This is a genomic window from Stenotrophomonas sp. Marseille-Q4652 (assembly GCF_916618915.1).
Lineage (GTDB): Bacteria > Pseudomonadota > Gammaproteobacteria > Xanthomonadales > Xanthomonadaceae > Stenotrophomonas.
Map to the genome: position 1 here is coordinate 1,311,147 of NZ_CAKAKE010000001.1, position 18,808 is coordinate 1,329,954.

General features: G+C 67.9%; 13 protein-coding genes. 6 read left to right on the plus strand and 7 right to left on the minus strand.

Annotation, left to right across the window (positions count from 1 at the left end; translation table 11 throughout):
• Nucleotides 1-223 precede the first annotated feature (223 nt).
• From LG380_RS06080 to LG380_RS06090, 3 genes are read right to left on the minus strand one after another with little or no spacing between them, the layout of a single operon-like run.
• Nucleotides 224-3,301 (minus strand): efflux RND transporter permease subunit, encoded by a 3,078-nt coding sequence (locus LG380_RS06080; RefSeq protein WP_225764024.1) that lies wholly within the window; start codon nt 3,299-3,301, stop codon nt 224-226.
• Nucleotides 3,298-6,816 (minus strand): efflux RND transporter permease subunit, encoded by a 3,519-nt coding sequence (locus LG380_RS06085; RefSeq protein ID WP_225764025.1) that lies wholly within the window; start codon nt 6,814-6,816, stop codon nt 3,298-3,300. The genes LG380_RS06080 and LG380_RS06085 overlap by 4 nt, the downstream gene beginning before the upstream one ends.
• Entirely contained in the window at nt 6,816-7,949 is a 1,134-nt protein-coding gene (locus LG380_RS06090; RefSeq protein ID WP_225764026.1) for an efflux RND transporter periplasmic adaptor subunit, read from the minus strand. The genes LG380_RS06085 and LG380_RS06090 overlap by 1 nt, the downstream gene beginning before the upstream one ends.
• A 196-nt stretch (nt 7,950-8,145) precedes the next feature.
• On the opposite strand from LG380_RS06090, the gene LG380_RS06095 reads away from it, so the two are divergent.
• Nucleotides 8,146-8,541: a c-type cytochrome gene (locus LG380_RS06095; protein WP_225764027.1), complete on the plus strand. Its 396-nt coding sequence runs from the start codon at nt 8,146-8,148 to the stop codon at nt 8,539-8,541.
• A 9-nt stretch (nt 8,542-8,550) separates the two neighbouring features.
• Nucleotides 8,551-8,985, plus strand: coding sequence for a cytochrome c (locus LG380_RS06100; RefSeq protein ID WP_225764028.1), 435 nt, complete (start codon nt 8,551-8,553; stop codon nt 8,983-8,985).
• Nucleotides 8,986-9,032: 47 nt separating this feature from the next.
• Here LG380_RS06100 and LG380_RS06105 read toward each other — a convergent pair whose 3' ends face one another.
• Complete coding sequence (locus LG380_RS06105; protein WP_225764029.1) at nt 9,033-10,769, minus strand: hypothetical protein; 1,737 nt, start codon at nt 10,767-10,769, stop codon at nt 9,033-9,035.
• A gap of 20 nt (nt 10,770-10,789) precedes the next feature.
• Nucleotides 10,790-11,389, minus strand: coding sequence for an NfuA family Fe-S biogenesis protein (locus LG380_RS06110; RefSeq protein WP_225764030.1), 600 nt, complete (start codon nt 11,387-11,389; stop codon nt 10,790-10,792).
• Nucleotides 11,390-11,472: 83 nt separating this feature from the next.
• Here LG380_RS06110 and LG380_RS06115 point away from each other — a divergent pair, with 83 nt between their 5' ends.
• The 3 genes from LG380_RS06115 (at nt 11,473) to zupT (ending at nt 13,105) form a co-directional block, all read left to right on the plus strand.
• The gene (locus LG380_RS06115; protein ID WP_225764031.1) at nt 11,473-11,814 is read left to right on the plus strand and encodes a 4a-hydroxytetrahydrobiopterin dehydratase; all 342 of its coding nucleotides are present in this window, start codon (nt 11,473-11,475) and stop codon (nt 11,812-11,814) included.
• 3 nt (nt 11,815-11,817) lie between these two features.
• Nucleotides 11,818-12,231 carry an energy transducer TonB gene (locus LG380_RS06120; RefSeq protein WP_225764032.1) on the plus strand — a complete coding sequence of 138 codons (414 nt, stop codon included), beginning with the start codon at nt 11,818-11,820 and terminating at the stop codon, nt 12,229-12,231.
• A gap of 64 nt (nt 12,232-12,295) precedes the next feature.
• A complete protein-coding gene (zupT, locus tag LG380_RS06125) occupies nt 12,296-13,105 on the plus strand; it encodes a zinc transporter ZupT (protein WP_225764033.1) in 810 nt (269 codons plus the stop codon).
• A 43-nt stretch (nt 13,106-13,148) separates the two neighbouring features.
• Here zupT and LG380_RS06130 read toward each other — a convergent pair whose 3' ends face one another.
• On the minus strand, nt 13,149-14,123 hold the full coding sequence (locus LG380_RS06130; RefSeq protein WP_225764034.1) for an RluA family pseudouridine synthase: 975 nt from the start codon (nt 14,121-14,123) through the stop codon (nt 13,149-13,151).
• Between the two features lie 405 nt (nt 14,124-14,528).
• Here LG380_RS06130 and rne point away from each other — a divergent pair, with 405 nt between their 5' ends.
• The gene (gene rne, locus LG380_RS06135; RefSeq protein WP_225764035.1) at nt 14,529-17,660 is read left to right on the plus strand and encodes a ribonuclease E; all 3,132 of its coding nucleotides are present in this window, start codon (nt 14,529-14,531) and stop codon (nt 17,658-17,660) included.
• A gap of 424 nt (nt 17,661-18,084) precedes the next feature.
• Here the strand turns inward: rne and LG380_RS06140 are convergent, their stop codons facing one another.
• Complete coding sequence (locus LG380_RS06140) at nt 18,085-18,732, minus strand: response regulator (protein ID WP_225764036.1); 648 nt, start codon at nt 18,730-18,732, stop codon at nt 18,085-18,087.
• Between the last annotated feature and the right edge of the window lie 76 nt (nt 18,733-18,808).

The window sequence follows — 18,808 nt, forward strand, 5'->3', positions numbered from 1 at the left end:
CGACCGCGCCGCCGGGTCGAACGGCCCGCTACGTGAGAGAAAGCCGCATCGCACTGCGAACAGCCCCCTACAGCCCGGAATCCGATCCGGCCGAAGAACGTCCTGTACAACCCGTTGTCGCCCATAGGGGGCGGCACCGCCGCTGGAAGCGAGCGCCGTGCCGCACCTGTCCACCGTTTGCTCATGAATGAGCGCAGCGTTGGCCGCCGCGCCCATCCTGGTTTCAGCCGGCCAGCTCCGCTGCGGCCACCGGGCGGCCGCGTGCGCGGCGCACCAGGCGGGACATGCCGTTGCTGAGGTCGTCCAGGATCGCGTAGATCGTCGGCAGGAACAGCAGGCTGACCACGGTGGAGAACGCCAGGCCGCCGGCAATCGCGCGGGCCATCGGGAAGTACGGCGGGCCGTCGCCGAACATCTGCGTGTCGGTCAGCGAGATCGGCACCATCGCCAGGATCGCCGTGCCCATGGTCATCATGATCGGCCGCAGGCGCTCGCGTGAACCTTCCACCAGCGCCTCGGTGCGACCCATGCCGCGCCGGCGCAGGTTGTTGATGTGCTCGATCATGACGATGCCGTTGTTCACCACCACGCCCATCAGCACCAGGATGCCGATGAAGGACATGATCCCGAACGAGGTGCCGGTGATCCAGAACAGCCAGAACACGCCGAAGATCGAGAACAGCACGCCGCTCATGATCGCCGCCGGGAACAGCAGCGATTCGAACACCGCGGCCATCACCACGTAGATCATCACCAGCGCGATGAGCAGGTTGAACATCATCTGCGCCATCGCCTCGTTGTCGTTCTGGTAGTTGCCGCCGTCGAAGGTGTAGCCGTAGCCGGCCGGGAAGCTCATCGGCTTGAGCGTCTCCTCCATCGCCTTGCGCGCCTCGGGCATGGTCACCTTCTCGGCCAGGTTGGCCTTGATGGTCAGCGTGGTCTGGCGGTTGGTGCGCGAAATCTGCGTGGCCGAGGGCCTGATCGCCACGTCCACCAGGCTCAGCAGCGGCACGGTCCGGCCATCCTTGGCCCGCACGGTGAAGCTGGACAGTTCTTCCGGGCTGCTCTGCTCGGCCCCTTCGAAGCGCACCCACACCGGGACTTCCGAATCGCCGCGGCGGAACTCGCGCAGCGGCGCGCCACGCAGGGCCAGGCCGACGAAGCTGGCCACCTGCTCGGCACTGAAGCCGAACGCCGCGGCCCGCTCGCGATCCACCCGCACCGCCAGCTCGCTGCTGCGGTCGCCGGCGTCCACGCGTACGTCGCGCAGCTCCTTGCGCCGCGTCAGCAGCGGCACTACGTCGTCGGCCATCTGCTGCAGCACCTGGGTGGAGTCGCCGACCAGCTGCACCTGCACGCTCTGGCTGCCGCCCTGGTCGTCGCCCTGGTTGCCGATGCTGTAGGTCACCCGTGCCGACTTCGGCATCTCGTTGCGGATCTGTTCCTGCAGCGAGGTCAGCTGCTTGGCATGTTCCGGATCGAAGGTGATCACGGTCATGCTGCCCTCCTGCTCGCTGAAGAACGAGTAGGTCTGGGTGATGTGGAAACGCTCGCGGTTGCGGTCCAAGTAGTCCTCGACCTTGGCCACCTCGGCCGACAGCTGCTCGCGGGTGTAGGAACCCTTCCACTGGTACTGGACGTAGGCTTCGTTGCCGCCTTCGCCGCCGAACATGTCGATTCTGGTCAGCTTCATCGGCACCAGGCTGACCGCGATCACCACCACGATGCCGGTGACCGACCAGCCGCGATGCTCCAGCGTCCAGCGCAGGAAGCCGGCATAGCGCCGCTGCACCCGGGCGATGAGGCCGGTGGAGGACGTCGCCAGGGTCGGCGTCTGCATGCGCGCGGACAGCATCGGGATCAGGCTTACCGCCACCAGCCACGAGGCCAGCAGCGATACCGAGATGGTGATCGCGATCTGCGCCATGAAGATGCTGATGTTGTTGGTCTCGCCGAACAGGTTGGGCACGAACACGATGCAGTGGCACAGCGTGCCGGCGCTCAGCGCGATGGCCACGTTGCGGGTACCCACCAGCGAGGCCAGCCTGGGCTGGTTGGGCATGCGCTCGCGTTCCTGGTAGATGCTCTCCACCACCACCACGGCGTTGTCCACCAGCATGCCCACGGCCAGCAGCAGGCCCATCATCGTCAGGATGTTGAGCGTGACCCCGGCGAAATACATGAAGCCCAGGGTGATGGTGAAGCAGATCGGGATGGCCAGCGTCACCATCAGCGTGGACGGCCAGTGGCGCAGGAAGAAGAACAGCACCGTGACCGACAGCAGCAGGCCGACCGCGCCTGCCTCGGCCAGCTCCAGCAGCGAGGAGGTCACGGTCTCGCCCTGGTTGGCAATGACCTTGACCTGCACGTCGCTCAGCGAAGGCTGCTTGCGGATGGCTTCCACCTCGGCCAGCGCTGCACGCGAGACTTCCACCAGGTTGGCACTGCGTTCCTTGTATATGTCCAGGCCGATGGCCGGGTTGCCGTCCAGGCGGCGGCCGTAGTTCATGCGCGTGGGCTTGAGCCGGATCTCGGCGATGTCGCCCAGGCGCAGGCCGCGGTTGTCGATCACCAGCTCGCGCAGCTGCTGCAGGTCGCTGAGCTCGCCCACCGGCTGCACGCGGATGCGCCGCCCGTTGTCGTCGATCTCGCCGGCCGACACCGAGAAGTTCAGTGCGGCCAGGCGCTCGTTCAGCTCGTTGAGCTGCAGGTTGTGCGCGGTCAGGCGGTCGGGGATCACCGCGATCTCGACCTCGTTCGGCGGCGCGCCGGAGATCGTCACCCGCGCCACGCCCGGAATCCGCTCCAGCCGCCGCTTGAACTCGCGGTCGATCATGTCGTACGAACCGGTCAGGTCCGCCTCACTGGCCAGGCGCACCTTGAGCACCGGTTCATCGCTGCTGGACCACTTGAACACGTTGTATCGCTGCAGGTCGTCGGGCAGCTCGCTGCGGATGGCGTCGATGCGCTCGCGCGCATCCGAGGCGGCGATGGCGATGTCCCGATCCCAGTCGGAGAACTCGATGAAGATGCTGGCGCCCTCGGCGGTGGCCGAGGAGCGCATGCGCTTGATCCCCGTCATCGTCGCCAGTGCTTCCTCGGTCGGCCGGATCAGGTTGCGCTCCACTTCCTCCGGCGTGGAGCCGGTGTAGGGCATCTGCACGAACAGGAACGGCGCGGAGATGTCCGGCAGCGCTTCCAGCGGCAGGCGGAAGGCCGCGATCAGCCCCACCACCACCAGCGACACGAAGCACATGATGGTGGTGACGGGACGGCGGATGCTGAAGGCTGCAACGCTCATGCGGACTCCAGTGCCGGTTCGTCGCCGGCGCCATCAGCGTGGCCGTGCGCGGCGCGCATACGGCGGCCGCGTTCCAGGTAGTAGGCATCGCTGCGGCGATCCATGCGGTCGTACACCACCGGGATCACCACCAGGGTCAGCAGGGTGGACACCAGCAGGCCGCCGATCACGGTGATCGCCATCGGGGAGCGCACCTCCGCGCCCTCGCCCATCGCCACCGCCAGCGGCAGGAAGCCGAACAGCGTGCACAGCGTGGTCATGATGATCGGCCGCAGGCGCGAGCGCGCTCCCTCCACCAGTGCCTCGTGCTTGGCCACCCCGGCCTCGCGCAGCTGGTTGACCTTGTCGATCAGGATGATCGCGTTCTTGGTCACCAGGCCCACCAGCAGGATCAGGCCGATGAACACCACCACCGAGATCGGCTTGCCGGTCAGCATCAGCGCCAGGATCGCGCCGACCAGTGCCAGCGGGATGGTGAACAGGATGACGAACGGGTGCAGCAGCGATTCGAACTGCGAGGCCATCACCAGGTAGACCAGGAAGATCGCCAGCGCGAAGGCAAACACCAGCGACTTGGCCGACTCGGCCAGTTCCTCGCCCTGCCCGCCGATGTGCATGCCGACGCCGGCGCCCAGCGGCTCGCGCGCCACCATCTGCTCGACCTCGCGCACCGCGGTGCCCAGGTCGATGTCGCGCAGGTTGGCCGAGACCACGGCGACCCGGGTCTGGTCGGCGCGATGGATCTCCGACGGACCGGTGGTGGCAACCACCTCGGCCACTGCATCCAGCGTCACCGGCCGCGTGCTGCCCGGGTTGACGATCAGCCGGCGGATGTCGTCCACGCTGGCGCGGTCGCTTTCCTGGGCGCGCACCAGCACGTCGATCTTGCGGTCGCGGAAGCTGTAGCGGGTGGCCACGTCACCGCGCACCTTCTTGACCACCACGTCGGCGATCTGCCGCGTGGTCAGGCCGAGCGCGCCTGCGCGTTCCTGGTCGAAGCGGATCTGCACTTCCGGGAAGCCCTCTTCCACGGTCGACTTGACGTCGGCGTAGTGCGGATTGGCGCGCAGCATCGTCGCCAGCCGCTGGCCGGCACGCTCCAGGGTTTCCATGTCCTGGCCGCGCAGCTCCACTTCCAGCGGCGTGGAGAAGCTGAAGAGCGCCGGGCGGGCAAAGTCCACCTGCACGCCGGGATACTGCTGCATGCTCGCGCGCAGGCGCTCGGTGATCGCCGCTTCCTGCTTCGCATTGCCGCCCCCGGACATGACCACGGTCAGCTTGCCGATGTTCTCGCCGCTCTCGGTCGGGTTGGCATCCAGCCGGGTGCCACTGCCACTGACGCCGTACAGCGAGGCGATCTGTTCGTCGCCGGCATGGGCCAGCTGCAGCTCGCGCACCAGCGCATCGGTGCGACGCAGCGGCGTGCCGGCCGGCAGCTTGGCAGTCATTTCGAAGCGGTCCTGCGCCAGCTGCGGGATCAGGTCCGCACCCAGCATCGGCACCACCGCCAGGGCCAGCACGAAGGCAACCGTCGCCGTGCCCAGCACCAGACCCGGATGGCGCAACGCGCTGGGCAGCAGCTTCAGGTAACCGCGTTCGGCGCGGGCATACGGTGCCATCGCCAGGTCACTGGCCTTGCGCATCACCGGCCCGATCACCTTGACCAGTCCACGCCAGGCACGCACCACCAGCCAGGCAATGCCGAACAGCAGCCCCCCGGTCAGCGCCACGATGCCACGGCGGCCGCCGGCCACCGGCCGCAGCCAGCGCTGGTGCGGCTGCCACTGCGGATGCGGCGGTTCTTCCGGGAACGCCAGCGGCGGACGACCCTTGAGCGAGCTCAGCATCGGGATCAGCGTCATCGACACCAGCAGCGAGATCGCAATGGCGATGGCCACGGTCAGCGCCTGGTCGCGGAACAGCTGGCCGGCGATGCCGTCGACGAACACCAGCGGCAGGAACACCGCGATGGTGGTCAGCGTGGAGGCGACCACGGCCATGCTCACCTCGCGGGTGCCGACGATGGCCGCCTCTAGGATGCCCAGTCCGCGTTCGCGTGCCTTGGCGATGGACTCCAGCACCACGATCGAGTCATCCACCACCAGGCCGGTGGCCAGCGCCAGGCCGCCGAGCGACATGACGTTCAGGCTCAGCCCCAGCTGCCCCATGAAGAAGAACGTGGCGATGATCGACACCGGCAGCGAAAGGCTGATGACGAAGGTGCTCCAGCCATCGCGCAGGAACAGGAAGATGATCAGGATCGCCAGCACGCCACCGATCACCGCGTCCTTCTTGACGTCGGCGATGGCGTGCTCGATGAAGCGCGACTGGTCCTCGATGGTGGTCAGTTCGGCATCGCCCGGGAAGGTGGCCTTGATCTGCTCCAGCCGCGCGCGCAGCGCCTCGGCCGTGGCCACGGTATTGGCGTCGCCTTCCTTGTAGATCGCCAGCTCGACCGCTTCCTTGCCACCCAGGCGGATGATCGCCTCGCGCTCCTTGAAGCCCTGGCGCACGGTGGCCACGTCCTTCAGCCGCACCGGCACGCCGTTGGCGACCACGCTGGACGAAGACGACGACGCGCTCTGCGCGGCGGCGGCCGCGGCAATGGCCGCTTCCGAGCCGGTCGAGGCGGCAATGGCATACATCTGCGCCATTGCCGAATCTGCCGCGCCGCCATTGGCACCCTGGGTGGTGACCAGCATGTTGCCGATCTCCTCCAGGTCGATGAACTGGTTGACCGTACGCACCAGGTAACGCTGCGAGCCCTCTTCCAGGCGTCCGCCGGAGATGTTGATGTTCTCCTCCTTGAGGCGGCTGATCACCGAATCGATCGGCAGGTTGAGCTGGGCCAGCTTCTGCTGGTCGATGTCGACCTGGATCTCGTCCTCCAAGCCACCACCGACCTTGACCGCGGCCACGCCGGCCACCGGTTCGAGCTTCTTCTTCAGGTCCTCGTCGGCGTAGCGGCGCAGCGTGGTCAGCTGGCGGATCGACCCGGCCTCGTCGGCGCTCTCCTCTTTCGCCGACAGCACCAGGCGCATGATCGGCTCGGTGGACGGATTGAAGCGCAGCAGCACCGGGGTCTTGGCCTCCAGCGGCAGGTTCAGCGCTTCCATCTTGTCGCGCACTTCCAGGCTGGCCTGGTCCATGTTGGTGCCCCAGGCAAACTCCAGCACCACATCGCTCTGCCCGGTGCGGGAGATCGACTTGAGCTTGCGCAGGTTCTTGACCACGCCCACGGCTTCTTCCACCGGCTCGGTGATCAGGGTTTCGATCTCGGCCGGCGCCGCGCCTGTGTACTCAGTGCGCAGGGTCAGGGTCGGATAGCTCAGGTCCGGCAGCAGGTTGACCTTGAGGCTGCCCAGCGCGATGAAGCCGAACAGCAACAGGGTGACGGTGAACATCGCCACGGTGACGCGGCGGCGGGTGGAGAACTCCACCAGCCCGCCACCCATGGACCCGGAAGGCCGCCCGTCGTGCGGGTCGTGGCCGTGGTCAGTGCCAGCGCTGCTCATCAGTGGCTCCCGTCCTTGGCCTCGCGCGCGGGCGCAGCCGCTACCGCGGGCGCGGCGGCGTCGATCACCTGCACCGCGGTGCCATCACGCAACGCCACCTTGCCGGCAGTCACCACCTGGTCGCCCTCGGACAGGCCCTCGCGAACTGCCACCCATTGGCCCTCGGCATAGCCCAGCTTGACCGGGGTGCGCTTGACCTTGCCTTCGGCGATGCGGAACACCGCCGGCTCGCCGTCGTCCAGCAGCGCCAGGCGCGGCACCACCAGCGCATCGGTGCGCTGGTCGTAATCGATGCGGATGCGGCCGAACATGCCCGGCTGCAGCGCCTCAGCGCCCTCGTCGAAGGCGCTGATCACGCGGAACGTGCCGCTGCCGGCATCGACCACCGGCGAGATGCGGTCGACCCGACCACTGAAGACGCGACCCGGCAGTGCGTCGACCACCAGCTGCACCGGCTGGCCGGCGCGCAGCGTCGCCAGTTCGCGCTCAGGCACGTTGAGCGTGGCTTCCAGCCGCGAGTCGTCGACGATGCGGAAGATCGGCGTGTTGATCTGCACGAAGTTGCCGGTCTTGATCGAGCGCGAGGCGATGACGCCGGAAATCGGCGCGACCACCGTGGCGTAGGACAGCTCCAGCCGCGCCAGGTTGTAGCTGGCGCGGGCGTTCTCCAGGTCAAAGCGCATCTGGTCCACTTCGCCGGCGCTGATCAGCTGCTGCGCCACCAGCTGGTTGGCGCGGCGGTAGTTGTTCTCCAGCTTGCGCAACTGTGCCTCGCTCTGCGCAAGGGCCAGACGCGCGCGATCCGGATCCAGCCGCACCAGCGGCTGTCCGGCGGTGACGTGCTGGCCTTCCTCCACCAGCACCGCCAGCGCCACGCCGGAAGTCTTGGCCACGACCTGGGACTCGGCCCGTGCCTCCAACGCCGCGGTGCCGGTATAGCTGGCTGCAACGCCGCGCCGTGCGGCGGCGGCGGCTTCCACCGGCACCGCATCGACCGCCTTCTGCTCCTGCTTGTCGGCAGCCTTGGCTTCATCGCCGCCCGGCTTGCAGCCGGCCAGCATCAGGGAAGAGGAAACAAGCAGTGCAGCGGCGCAGCGTCCAGCGGAGCCGTGCAGGAAGGAATGTCGCGACATCGTCGTATCCTGGATGCGGATCTGAGTGTTGTAGCAAAGTAATTCACCACCCCACTGCCACACCATATCCCAAAGGTCATGGTGACCTGCGGGCTCCCATCCGGGACTTCCCGAATGCGTGAATGCGCAGGCTATACTCGGGCCGTTCCGTGACCCCCACGGCGGAACGACCAGACCCGCACCGGACCAAGACACCATGCGCCCGCAGCCGCTCGCCGCTTGTCTCGCCCTGGCCGTCCTCCTGCCCTTTTCGGCAGCCGTGGCCACCCAGCAGTCTGAAACACCGCCGTCCGCTCCCGTTCCCGCCACCGCCGACACCCCAGCTGCCACGCCTTCGGTCACCGGCAACGCCGATGCCGGACGGATCCTGGCCTACACCTGCCAGGGCTGCCACGGCATCACCGGCTACAAGAACGCCTATCCCAGTTACCGGGTTCCCAGGATCGGCGGCCAGTCGGCCGAATACCTGGCCCAGGCGCTTACCGAATACCGCCAAGGCAAGCGCAAGCATCCCACCATGCAGGCGCAGTCGCTGAGCTTCAGCGAACAGGAGATCGCCGATCTCGCCGCCTACCTGTCCACCCTCAAGTAGGCATCGCCCATGTCGAAAGCCACGCACGCAATGCGCCGCCTCGCCGTCGTCCTGTTCGCTGCCTCCGCACTGGCCTCCTGCTCTTCGGAAACGTCCGGGCCGGAAGACGCCGGCCACGCCGCCAGCTCCTCGGCCGGCCTGCCCGATGGCCGCCCTGCCCATGGAGAGCAACTGGCACAGGCCAAGGGCAAGGCCACCGGCCAGAGCTGCATCGATTGCCACGGTGCCGATGGCAATGCACCGATCGATGCGACCTACCCGCGCCTGGGCGGCCAGTACCCGGACTACCTGGCCCACGCGCTGCAGGCCTACCGCTCGCAGGATCGCCAGCACGCGCTGATGACCCCGCAGGCGGCCGACCTGAGCGACCAGGACATTGCTGATCTGGCGGCCTACTTCGGTTCGCGACCGGGCCAGCTGCGCGACCTGCACGGGGTCAACTGACCGCGGCACCGCCCCACGTGATAACCAGGCAATGAAGAACGGCAGCCTCAACGGCTGCCGTTTTCTTCCTGCAGTTCCTTCTTGAACGGCACATCCGGCGGCGGTCGCGCCTGGGCCGGCTGCTCCTGCATGTTCGGATTGCTCAGGCCGCAGCCACCACCGAACTGCAGCAGCGACACCACGCAGGAAATGCGGGTATTGGTCCCGGGAATCGGGATCTCGATGTTCTTGATGCCCTTGCGCACCCACTCGGCCAGCAGCGATTCGCTCGGCACCCAGTACTTGTCGAACGAGGTCGGCGTGTGGTCGTAGGGCGGACGCTTGAGCCACGTGCCCGAGGCGGCAATGCGTTCGCGCGTCCAGGTATCCGAATCGCCACCGGGCGCGCCACGTTCAGCCTGGCCCGGGCCTTCGCCGGGCAGGCGCACGCTGCCGTCACGGTTGAACACGCCCTCGCCCCTGCCGGCAGATGGGCCTGCCCTCGAGGCCGTCGACCAGTCATCACCACGGGCCGGGCGCGACCAGTCATCGCTGGCACCGGTAGATGCTGCCGGCGCAGGCCTGCCGGCTGGCGCCCGCGCTTCCTCGCGCCCCGTCGTGGGCGACGCCGTCGGCGCCTGTCCCTGCGCCGAGGCCGGAGCCGTGCTGGCTGATGGAGCAGTGGCGGCGGTCGCCGGTGCTGCGGCGGTGCCGGAGGTGGCCGGTTGCGTCGCCGGCGTCGGCGCGGCGACCGCCGGCTGCTCGGCCTCGGCAGGCGGCGCCGGAATGGCGGCCGGCCTCTCCCGCAGCGGAATCTCGCGCTCGCGCACGGCGGCAACGCCCAGTTCGCGGACACGGGCCTGCACCTCGCGCTGCGGCACCCGGACCGGGGCAACGACCGGTGCCTGGACCAGGGTGATCTCGCGCTCTCGCACCTGTACTTCGGCTGGAGGCAGCGCGCGTGGTGCCAGCGCGGGCTCCCGCACCTGCACCACCGGCATTGGCGGACGCTCGACCAATGGGACCTCGCGTTCGCGCACCTGTACCTCGCGCGGACGCAGTTCGGCCGAGGTTACGACCGGAGCACGTACGGTCGGCGGCGGAACCTGGAATTCACCGACCGGCTCGGCAGTTTCAGTGACCTGCAACGGCTGGTCGGCCGCAGGCACCGACTCCACCGGCACAGGGGTAGCGGGCAGCTGCGGGGATGGCGGCACCGGCGGAGCGGCCTCGGCCAAAGCGGTCTGGTCAGGCGGCTCGGACGCGGCAGGTGCGGGAGACGGCTGCGGACGCGCCGGGCTCGCGCCTGCAGAAGCCGCAGCGGCGGACGCGGCCTCGGCCGGACTGGCCTCGCCCTCGGCGCCGCCTTCAGCCCCGCCCTCACCGATAAAGGCCACCTGCACGCGGCCGCCCTCGCCGCCTTCGGCATCGGGCTGGGAAGCGGCCATGCTGATCAGCGCCGCCCACACCAGCAGCGCCGCAAACAGGACATGCAGAAGGAAACTGGTCGCAGCCGCCGTCCAGCGCATCCAGCGCTGGTCATGTGGCGGCGGATCCCAGTCCTGCCAGAACAACTGGCGGAAGGCCCGCCACGGCGGCAGCATCGGCGCCACGCCACCGCTGGCCGCTGGCGGACGCTGCAGCATCTGCGCGACCACGTCGCCATCGTTGAAGGGCCGCGCCAGGGCCGGCAGCGAACGCAGCCAGATGCCCCACCCGTAGGGGAGCCCGGTCCTGCGCTCAAGGATGAGTCTGTCCGGCCGGCGGGCCAGCAGCAGTTGCAGGATGTCGTTGGCTCTCGTCACCTGCGCCCGGGGCCGGAAGATCAGGCAGCGCTGCCGCGCGGGATGTACGGCGCCTGGCCACTGTCGTGGTCAGTGGCGTCACGCACCGCGGTCACGCCAGGCACTCGGCCCATCAGGGTCTTTTCGATGCCCTGCTTGAGGGTGACATCGGCCATGCCGCAACCGTGGCAGCCACCACCAAAGCGCAGCAGCACCACGCCTTCGGCCGAGACTTCCTGCACCGCGACCTTGCCGCCGTGCGAAGCCAGCTGCGGGTTGATCTCGTTCTCCACCACCCACTGCACGCGCTCGACCATCGAGGCCGATTCGCCCGGCGCTGCGCCCTTGATCTTGGGCGCCTTGATGGTCAGCTGCTGGGCACCGGTGGCCTGGGTGACGAAGTCGATCTCGGCACCGTCCAGCCAGCCGACACTGTCGGCCGACACGTACAGGGTGAAGCCCTCGCAGTCCACCGCCCACTCGTCGCCGGCCAGGTCCGCCGGCTCGGCGAACTCCAGGCGGGCGTCGGCACGCGGCGTTCCCGGATCGACCGCACTCAGACGCACACCCATGCCGGGAATGGCCTCGCGTTCGATCAACTTGCGGAAGTGGCGCTGCGCGCTGTCTGAAATCTGGATCATCTGGTTATTCTAGCTTGTGATCGTGACGGCGCATTCGCCGCCACTGCGACACGATGTTCCAGCCCAAGGAAATGGAGATTGCGATGGCCGACCTGACTTCCCTTGCCCAGGCACACTGCGTGCCGCGCAAGGGCCCCGAACACAAACTCGGCGACGCCCGCGTTTCCGGACTGCTGGCGCAACTGCCGGGCTGGCAAGTGGTCGAGGACGGCCATGCCCTGTCGCGCACTTTCACCTTCCGCGACTACCACCACACCATGGCCTTCGTGAATGCGCTGGCATGGATTGCACACGCCGAGGACCATCATCCGGACCTGTCGGTCCACTACGACCGGGTGGTGGTGCGTTATTCCACCCATGACGTGGGCGGGCTGAGCGAGAACGACTTCATCTGTGCAGCCCGGGCTTCGGCCCTCGTGGAGTAGGACATGAACATGCGCATTGCACTGACCCTTGCCGCCACCGCCAGCGTGCTGGCCGCCTGCGGCAAATCCGAACCGCAGGCCCCGGCCATCGCCCCGACCCAGGTCGCCGCGGTGCAGACCCCGCCGCCGGAATACCCGATCGAGCTGGCCTGCACCGGCGTCGGCGGCAAAAGCGTGCTGACCGTCGTGGTCGGCGTCGAGGGCGCGCCGACCGACGTACGCCTGCAGGCCAGCAGCGGCAATGCCCAGCTGGATGAATCGGCGCAGCAGCGGGTGCGCGAATGGAAGTTCAAGCCGGCCACCCGCAATGGTCAGGCGGTGCCGACTACGATCCAGGTGCCGGTGAGCTTCAATCCACCGCAGCCCCGCCCGGACCAGTGCTTCGTCATCGAGGAACGCCTGCGCCGGGGCGGCTGACCGGCCTTGATCGCCGCTTCACCTGCTCCGGGCAAGGCTGCCCAACCCAGAACCGTTCCCGCGCATGATCGACATCCCCAGCGGCCACTTGTGGATCGCCTTCGCCGTAACAACCGCAGCGGGACTGGCCACCGGCCTGGGCAGCCTGATGGTGCTGTTCTCCAGCCGGCCGAACCCGCGCGTGCTGGCCTTCGGTCTGGCCTTCGCCGGCGGCGCCATGGTCTACGTGTCGCTGTCGGAGATCCTCAACAAATCCATCGCCGCATTCACTACTGCCTACAACGACAGGCTGGGCTTCACCTACGGCACGGCCGCCTTCCTTGCCGGCATGCTGTTGATCATGGCGATCGATCACCTGGTCCCCAATCCGCACGAGAGCCTGGACAAGAAGGATCCGGTGTTCGATGGCAGCAACCGCAGCTACATCAAGCGGGTCGGCCTGCTCACCGCGGTGGCGATCTCCGCGCACAACTTCCCCGAAGGCCTGGCGACCTTCTTCGCGACACTGGAAAGTCCGTCAGTCGGCATGCCGTTGGCCTTCGCGATTGCCATCCACAACGTGCCCGAGGGCATCGCCATCGCGGTGCCGGTCTACTTCGCCACCCGCAACAAGTTCTACGCCTTTGGCGCCAGCCTGCTCTCGGGCCTGGCCGAGCCGATTGGCGCCGCGCTGGGTTATTTCGCCCTGGCTGGTTCGCTGTCCCACGCCACCTTCGGCTGGGTGTTCGGCCTGATCGCCGGGATCATGGTGTTCCTGGCGCTGGACGAACTGCTGCCGGCCGCCAAGCGCTACGCCCGCGGGCACGAGACCGTGTACGGGCTGGTTTCGGGGATGGCGGTGCTGTCGATCAGCCTGGTGCTGTTCAAGTGGTGACACCGACGGGGCGGTACCAGCGCCCCCTGGCGGGCGCCATTCCTCAGCCCAGCCGGTCCAGAGCCTGGACCAGTTCCTCGGCCAGCGGTGCATTCAATACATAAGGTGTGTTGCCGCCATCGAGCGCGAATTCCAGCGAGGCGGCGTGCAGGAACAGGCGCTTCAGCCCGATCTGCTCACGAAGCCGCTTGTTGACGTCCGGATCGCCGTACTTGTCGTCACCGGCCACGGCATGACCGATGTGCTGGGCATGCACGCGGATCTGGTGGGTGCGACCGGTCTCGATGCGGACCTCGCAATAGGAATGCCCACCGCGCCGCTCGAGCACCTTGAAGTGGCTGACCGAAGGCTTGCCGATTGGGTTGACCTGGACGTGGCGCTCGCCGCCCTGGCGCAGGCCGACATGCAGCGGCGCATCGACGGTCATCACCCCGTCGGGCATGCGCCCGGCCAGCAGGGTCAGGTAGCGCTTCTGGATCCCGCCGTGGTCTTCCCGCATCAGTGCCTGCAGCTCGCTCAGCGCCGAACGCTTCTTGGCCATCACCAGCAGGCCGGAGGTGTCGCGGTCCAGCCGGTGCACCAGCTCCAGATTGCCCTGCGGACGCAGCACCCGCATGGTCTCGATCGCGCCGTGGCTGATGCCGCTGCCACCGTGCGAAGCCACGCCTGACGGCTTGTTGATCACCAGCAGGCGTGCATCCTCGAACACGATCGCCTGCTCCATCCGCGCCAGGAAGGCGTCGGGCGGCGGCGTCTTGTCGCCTGCCTCACTGAGATTGACTGGCGGGATACGGACCTCGTCGCCCCCTTCCAGCTTGCGCTCGGCCTTGGCCCGGCCGCCGTTGACCCGCACCTGGCCACTGCGCACCAGCTTGTAGACCAGGCTGCGCGGCGCGCCCTTGAGCTGGCCCAGCAGGAAGTTGTCCAGGCGCTGTCCGCCTCGGTCCTCGGGGACCTTGATCATGCGCACGCTGGTCTTGGCCGCAGGCGATTTGCGGTTGCTATCGGAGTCAATCATGGGGCTTGGTTTCTGCTACACTCGGGCCGCGAGATAAGGGATTGATTTCGTTGGAAGTTGACCAGGGCCAGAAGCCCCGCTTCCCGCGAATCCGGCACAGTGCGCGGCCACCGCCCCCGGGGCGGCCATGTTAGCGGCTCACCGGCGTTCCCGGCCATCGCCGGATGCCTGACAAGCATTCGCGCTGAACATGCCCCGCGCGGCGCCCCAGCCAGTCTGGAGCCGCCGCCGGCCCCGAAACACCTTGAAAAACATAGAGAAGCGCTCCCGCGGCCTGCCGTGGTGTCGTAGCGCTGGAAACCCAAGCCGCCCTCCCCGCGCATGCGCGAATGGGCGGCGAACCGTGTCCAGAGGCGAAGCCCCATGGCGTTCCGCGCGGTAGCAGCGCGCGAGGAACGCACAACAATGAAGCGAATGCTGATCAATGCCACGCAGGCAGAAGAACTGCGCGTGGCAATCGTGGACGGCCAGACCCTCTACGACATCGACATCGAACAGCCGTCCCGGGAACAGAAGAAGTCCAACATCTACAAGGGCCGCATCACCCGCCTCGAGCCGTCGCTGGAAGCGGCCTTTGTCGAATACGGCGGTGACCGCCACGGCTTCCTGCCGCTGAAGGAAATCTCCCGCGATTACTTCCAGGCCGGCGTCGACCACAACAAGGCGACGATCAAGGAACTGCTGCGCGAAGGCCAGGAAGTGGTCGTGCAGGTGGACAAGGAAGAGCGCGGCAACAAGGGCGCGGCGCTGACCACGTTCATCTCGCTGGCCGGCCGCTACATGGTGCTGATGCCGAACTCCCCGACCGCTGGCGGCGTTTCGCGCCGGATCGAGGGCGAGGACCGCGCTGCGCTGAAGGAAGCGCTGGACAAGCTGAACATCCCCGACGACATGGGCGTGATCATCCGCACCGCCGGCGTCGGCCGCGATGCGGAGGAACTGCAGTGGGACCTGGATTACCTTCTGCAGGTGTGGCGCTCGATCGCCGAGGCCGCGCTGACCAAGCCGGCTCCGTTCCTGATCTACCAGGAATCGCGGCTGATCGTCCGTGCCCTGCGTGACTACCTGCGTTCCGACATCGGCGAGATCCTGGTCGACACCGAGGAGCTGTACGAGACCGCGCGCGAGTTCATGCAGCAGGTGATGCCGCAGACCCTGCGCAAGCTCAAGCACTACAAGGACGACATACCGCTGTTCAACCGCTTCCAGATCGAATCGCAGATCGAGGCGATCTACGAGCGCAACGTGCGCCTGCCGTCCGGCGGCTCGATCGTTGTCGACCAGACCGAAGCGCTGACCGCCATCGACGTGAACTCCTCGCGCGCCACCAAGGGCAGCGACATCGAGGAGACCGCGTTCCAGACCAACCTGGAAGCGGCCGAGGAAGTGGCCCGCCAGCTGCGCCTGCGCGACCTGGGCGGCCTGGTGGTCATCGACTTCATCGACATGTCCTCGAACAAGCACCAGCGCGAAGTCGAGAACCGCCTGCAGAACGCCCTCAAGTACGACCGCGCCCGGGTCCAGCTCGGCCGCATCAGCCGCTTCGGCCTGATGGAAATGAGCCGCCAGCGCCTGCGCCCGAGCCTGGGTGAGTCCAGCCAGATCGTGTGCCCGCGTTGCGACGGCCATGGCCGCATGCGCAGCGTCGAATCGCTGTCGCTGTCGATCATCCGCGTCGCCGAAGAGCATGCGATGAAGGAGAACACCGGACAGGTGCTGGTCCAGGCCCCGGTGGAAATCGCCAACTTCCTGCTCAACGAGAAGCGCGGCGCGCTGCGCGAGATCGAGACCCGCCACGACGCGCCGATCATCATCGTTGCCGACGAGCAGATGCAGACCCCGCACTACGAGGTCACCCGCCTGCGCGAGAACGAGCTGGGCGAAGAGAGCAGCAAGCCGAGCTACCAGCGCGGCACCCCGCGCAAGCTGCCGGTGCATGCCCTGACCAAGGCCCAGCTGAACATCCCGCCGGCTCCGGCGGTGACCAACGTCAAGCACAGCTCGCCCGCCCCGGTGCGCGAGGTGGTGGAGCCGGAACCGGCGCCCGCCCCGGCCCCCGTGGCCGCGCCGGTCGCCGCTCCTGCAGCCGTGGGTGTCGTCGGCTGGCTCAAGCGCATCTTCGGCGGCGAACCGGCAGCGCCGGCCGCCCCGGCCCAGCGCCAGCAGCAGGACGGCAACCGCGGCAACCGCAACGATCGCGGCGACCGCAACCAGCGTCGTGACGGCAACCGCAACGGCAATGGTGCCCAGGGCCGCAATGGCCAGCCGCGCCGCGAGGAGCGCCGCGACGACCGTCGCCAGAACGGCACCCCGTCCCAGGCACCGGCCTCCGGCAATGCCGGCAGCGCCAACAATGCGCAGCGTCCGCAGAAGCAGAAGGGCGAGCAGCAGCAGCCCAAGCAGCGCAATGAGCCGCGTGGCGAACAGCAGCAGCCGAAGCTGAAGCAGGCCCGGCAGCCGCGTCCGCAGGATGGCGAGCGCCAGGTGCAGGGTGACAAGCCGGCCCGCCAGCCGCAGGACACCGAGAAGCAGCAGGCCCTGCCGGCGGCCGCCGAGGCCGCAACTGTGGCTCCGGCCGTAGCCGCCGCCACCGTGGCTGCCGCCCCGACCGTCCGTACCGAAGCACAGCCGAAGGCGGCCGAACAGGTCGCACCGGTTGAGGAAGTAGCGGAAGTCGCAGCCGCCTCCGAAGCCAGCCTCCCCAGCGCTCCGGGTGAGGAAGGTAATGGCGAAGGCAGCTCGCGCCGCCGTCGCGGCCGCCGCGGTGGTCGTCGTCGTCGTCGCGGTGGTGCCGAGGGCGAAGCCAGCAATGGCGATTCGCTGGATAACGGCGATGATTCCACTGACGATGCCGACAGTATCGAAGAAAGCGGACAGGCCAGCCGCGAGCCGGGCATGACCGTCAGCGGCAAGCAGCCGGAGTTCGATTTCGACGACGAGCTGGTTGCAACGCCGGCCACCGCGGCGGTCGAAGCGCCGCGCGAAGCCAAGGCCGAACAGGCCAAGGCAGCGCCGGCTCCGTCCAACGCTCCGGCCGGGGAAGCTGCAGCCGCCGCTCCGGCAGCAGTTGCCGCTACCGTGGTGGCAACCGACGCCAGCACTGAAGCGCTGGCCGCACCGGCCCCGCTCGTATCGGCCCCGGTCGTATCGGCCCCGGTCGAAGTTGCCGAACCCAAGTGGGCCGAAGCCCAGCCGCAGACTGCCAGCACCGACGCCGAAGCGCCGGTACGCAGCGAGCCGGTGCAGACCACGATGCTCGACGAACTGGCCGCGATCGAGCCGGCCAGGGTTGCCGAGCAGCGTGCACCTGCGCCCTCCCCGGCCCCGGTGACGGAAGTCGCCGTGGAAGCGCCCCCGGCCGTGCGCCCGTTCGAGGAAGTCAAGGCTCCGGCCGAACCGACGGAAGCCCCGGGCCCGGTGAAAATCACCGACGCCCCGGCCGCCGAGGTTGCCGCGCCGGCAGCCGAAGAAGCCGCTTCGGCTGCTGGCACCGAGCCGGCCGAGACCGAAGAGAAGAAGGAGCCCCACGCAGGCTGATCGGCCTGCAGGGCGCCGACGAAAAGAAGCGGCCTCCGGGCCGCTTCTTTTTTTCCAGGCTCCAAGGACGCGGTACGTGCTTGCCAATACGGCAACACCCTGGGTTCGCTGCCCACGCGAGAAGCGCATGCTCGTCCGAAAAAAAGCCGGGCCATCGGCGGCCACAGCCAGCACGGGGTCGCAACTCGAGCTTCGACAGCGTGCCGACACCTGCGTACGGCATGCCCGGCCCATGCTGGGGACCCCCTGGGTCAACCAGCGCAGACGGTGCATGTATGCCGGGGGCCGCCGGCGCATGGCAGGCACGCGATGCAGGTGACCGTAGCCCGCCTTGGGCCCCGATTGACTGCCCCATCAACAAGAAGGCCCGCGATGTGCGGGCCTTGTCACTGAAGTGCGCTGGTATCAGGGCGATACCCCAGCGTCAGATCGGACGCGCGGGCTCCAGCAGCCCGTACTGGCTGGCCAGACGGGCCAGCGCGATGCTGTCGCTGATGCCGATCTTCTCGAACAGCCGCGCCTTGTGGGTGTTGATGGTCTTGGCGCTCAGGCACAACCGACGGGCGATCTCTTCCTGGCGCAGGCCCTGGGTAAGCAGCAGCGCCACTTCCAGCTCGCGCGGCGACAGCGCATCGAACGGCGATTCGCTGCCTTCCAGGTTGGCCAGCGCGAGGTTCTGGGCAATGGTGGTACCGAGGTAGCGGCGCCCCATGGCAACGTCGTGCACGGCGCGCACCAGCTCCTGGGCATCGCCACCCTTGCCCACGTAGCCGGAGGCACCGGCCTCCAGCAGGCGCTTGGGCAGCGGGCCATCCTCCAGAACGGAGACGATGACGACCTTCGTTCCCAGTCCGCTGCGTACGATGCGCTCTGTCACTTCCAACCCGCTGACGCCGGGCAGGTGCAGGTCGCACAGGACGACATCGGGCTTGAGCTGGCGCACCAGCGGCAAGGCGCTCTCGCCGCTTTCGGCCTCGCCGACGACCTCGATGCCGGTTTCGCCGGCAAGGATCATCTTGATGCCGGTGCGCACCAGTGCGTGATCGTCGATCAAAAATACCCTGATAGTCATCCCTGTACTCCCCTACAGCAATAACGGGGGCAGCCTAGCCCCCAGGTAGATTCCGGACAAGCCAGATCCATGGCTT

What these genes read in the sequence shown, in the direction of transcription:
- LG380_RS06115 (WP_225764031.1), top strand. Translation starts at nt 11,473, where the DNA reads ATGGCCGACCTGACTTCCCTTGCCCAGGCACACTGCGTGCCGCGCAAG.
- LG380_RS06080 (WP_225764024.1), bottom strand. Translation starts at nt 3,301, where the DNA reads ATGAGCGTTGCAGCCTTCAGCATCCGCCGTCCCGTCACCACCATCATG.
- LG380_RS06140 (WP_225764036.1), bottom strand. Translation starts at nt 18,732, where the DNA reads ATGACTATCAGGGTATTTTTGATCGACGATCACGCACTGGTGCGCACC.
- LG380_RS06120 (WP_225764032.1), top strand. Translation starts at nt 11,818, where the DNA reads ATGAACATGCGCATTGCACTGACCCTTGCCGCCACCGCCAGCGTGCTG.
- rne (WP_225764035.1), top strand. Translation starts at nt 14,529, where the DNA reads ATGAAGCGAATGCTGATCAATGCCACGCAGGCAGAAGAACTGCGCGTG.
- LG380_RS06110 (WP_225764030.1), bottom strand. Translation starts at nt 11,389, where the DNA reads ATGATCCAGATTTCAGACAGCGCGCAGCGCCACTTCCGCAAGTTGATC.
- LG380_RS06095 (WP_225764027.1), top strand. Translation starts at nt 8,146, where the DNA reads ATGCGCCCGCAGCCGCTCGCCGCTTGTCTCGCCCTGGCCGTCCTCCTG.
- LG380_RS06085 (WP_225764025.1), bottom strand. Translation starts at nt 6,816, where the DNA reads ATGAGCAGCGCTGGCACTGACCACGGCCACGACCCGCACGACGGGCGG.
- zupT (WP_225764033.1), top strand. Translation starts at nt 12,296, where the DNA reads ATGATCGACATCCCCAGCGGCCACTTGTGGATCGCCTTCGCCGTAACA.
- LG380_RS06130 (WP_225764034.1), bottom strand. Translation starts at nt 14,123, where the DNA reads ATGATTGACTCCGATAGCAACCGCAAATCGCCTGCGGCCAAGACCAGC.
- LG380_RS06090 (WP_225764026.1), bottom strand. Translation starts at nt 7,949, where the DNA reads ATGTCGCGACATTCCTTCCTGCACGGCTCCGCTGGACGCTGCGCCGCT.
- LG380_RS06100 (WP_225764028.1), top strand. Translation starts at nt 8,551, where the DNA reads ATGTCGAAAGCCACGCACGCAATGCGCCGCCTCGCCGTCGTCCTGTTC.